At 67.6% G+C, this 2,569-nt stretch carries 1 protein-coding gene and 1 pseudogene; one reads left to right on the forward strand and one right to left on the reverse strand.

The features are described from left to right. Positions 1–2,040 (forward strand): discoidin domain-containing protein (locus FCI23_RS55195; protein WP_136731694.1); only part of this gene is annotated, 2,040 nt, incomplete at its 5' end. Positions 2,041–2,449: 409 nt separating this feature from the next. Here FCI23_RS55195 and FCI23_RS62185 read toward each other — a convergent pair. Continuing rightward, positions 2,450–2,569 (reverse strand): annotated as a pseudogene (locus tag FCI23_RS62185) (diguanylate cyclase); the annotation flags it as partial.

Below are 2,569 nucleotides of genomic sequence, written 5' to 3' on the forward strand. Positions count from 1 at the left end.
ACCAACTGGGTGGCCGACGGCATCTGGACCCAGCACACGATGTCCGGTTTCTGGGCGTCGGGTACCGGCGGGAAGGTGCAGAACAGCCGGCTGACCTCGATCTGGGCAGACGGGATCAACGTCAACAACGTGGCCCTGAACGGCAACAGCGGCAACAACCTGACCGTGACGAACAATTTCGTACGCGGTACCGGCGACGACGCGATCGCGATCAACTCGGTGAACTACAACACCAACCCCGACGGCTCGAAGACGTACTACAACCCGATGACGAATGTCACGGTGAGCAACAACACCTCGATCGCGCCGTGGGGCGGCAAGGGCGTGGCGATCTACGGCGGCAGCGGCCACCAGATCACCAACAACTACGTCAGTGACACGGCCCGCTACATCGGCCTGGGTGCCGGCCGGTTCGGCGTCAACGGCAACGACCTGCTGTCGGCGACGGTCACGGGCAATGTGGTGGTCCGCTCCGGCGGCAACGCCTACAGCCAGGGCCAGCCGGCGATGCACATCGGCAACGGCGGCGACGGGCAGAACACCGGCATCGTCGACAAGGTCACCGCCAGCGGGAACACTGTCTCGGACTCCCTCTACGATGCGATCGGCTTCTCCACTTCCACCAACACCGTGCTGCAGAACAACACCGTCACTAACCCCGGCCGCAACGGCATTGTGATCGCGCCCCCCTACTACCCCGCGCCCACCGGCTCCGCCACGATCACCGGCAACACGGTGACCGGGCTGAAGTCGGGCAGTGCGGCGTACATCAACAACTCCAGTGGTTTCACCGCCTCGGTCAGCAACAACAGCTGGCAGGGCGCGACTCCGGAGGGGCCGTACGGGGGTACCGCGGCGGCGGTGCCGGGTACGGTGCAGGCGGAGAACTACGACACCGGCGGGCAGGGCGTAGCGTACAGCGTGTCCTCGGTCAACGGGACCGGCAACGCCTACCGTGCCGACGGGGTGGACCTTGAGGCCACGTCGGATACCGGTGGCGGTTACGACCTGGGCTGGACCGGTAGCGGCCAGTGGTTCCGCTACACCGTCAACGTGGCCACCGCCGGCACGTACACCGTCAGCCTGCGGGTCGCCGCCCCTTCCGCGGTCACCGGCGCGCTGCACCTGTCGAACTCGGCGGGGACCAACCTCAGCGGATCGGTGAGCATCCCGGCCGCTGGCGGGTGGCAGACCTGGACCACCGTCACCGCCACCGTGACCCTGCCGGCCGGTCAGCAGGTTCTGACCGTCAACCAGGACACCGGCGGCTGGAACCTCAACTACCTCACCTTCGACGCCTCCAGCGGGACGCCTTCGGCGACCTTGTCGGTCTCGCCGTCCTCGCTGAGCTTCGCCAGCCAGGCGGTGAACACCACCAGCGCCACGCAGACGGTGACGGTGACCAACTCCGGCACGGCGGCCGCGTCGGTCTCCTCGATCGCCACCAGCGGTGACTTCGCGCAGACCAACACGTGCGGCTCGTCCATCGCCGCCGGGGCCTCCTGCTCGGTCAGCGTGACCTTCACGCCGACCGCGTCCGGCACCCGCACCGGCAACCTCACCATCAACAGCAACGCCTCCAACGGCGTCGTCACGGTCGCGCTGTCCGGCACCGGTGCCAGCACCAGCACCAACCTGGCCGCCGGCAAGCCCACCAGCGAGTCCAGCCACGCCCAGACGTACGTCTCGTCGAGCGTGACGGACGGCAACCAGTCCACCTACTGGGAGAGCACCAACAACGTCTTCCCGCAGTGGGTGCAGGTGGACCTCGGCTCCGCGCAGAGCGTCAGCCGGGTCGTCCTGCAGCTCCCCGCCAGCTGGGGCGCCCGCACCCAGACGCTGTCCCTGCTCGCGAGCACCGACAACTCCACCTTCACCACGGTGAAGGCGTCGGCGAGCTACACCTTCGACCCGACCACCAACAACACCGTCACCATCACCTTCCCGGCCACCACTCAGCGCTACTTCCGGGTGAACATCACGGCCAACACCGGCTGGCCGGCCGGCCAGGTCTCGGAGTTCCAGATCTGGAACTCATGAGCCGAACGGCTCCGGCAACCCGACCGGAAGGTGCCGCCGGGGGCGTGCCACGCGCCCCCGGCGGCACCTTCGCCTCCCTCTCCCCGCGGCACAGCCCCGGAGCGTGCACGGGGACGCCTCCCCGGCGGCTGCCTCGCTGGCACCAGCCTGAAACTCACGGATTGACCGACCTCACGAATGCACGTTCGGTCACCGTTGCCCGGCTGCGAGGTTCCCAGGCCCAGGCCGTGGGCGACGCGCCTACCGAGGTCGGGGTCCACTTTCGTCCAGTAGTCGTTGACCGCGCGTTCCTGGATGGACCGCTCCACCCCTGGCTCATGTGCCCGACGATGTTGCCGACCAGATGGTCCCGGTCGGTCTGCGTCATCACCTGCGTGGGTCGGCCGAAACGTGCAGTAGTCACCCCTAGCTACTCCGGCCAGGAGCTGTTGAGGATGACCTCGACGAAGTCGATGCGCTGAAAGCCCGGTACGAAGTGGGCCAGCACATCGGCGTTCACGGTGCCGAAGGTTGTGTCGGGCCGGCCTTT

This window comes from Actinacidiphila oryziradicis, from assembly GCF_005047355.1.
GTDB lineage: Bacteria > Actinomycetota > Actinomycetes > Streptomycetales > Streptomycetaceae > Actinacidiphila > Actinacidiphila oryziradicis.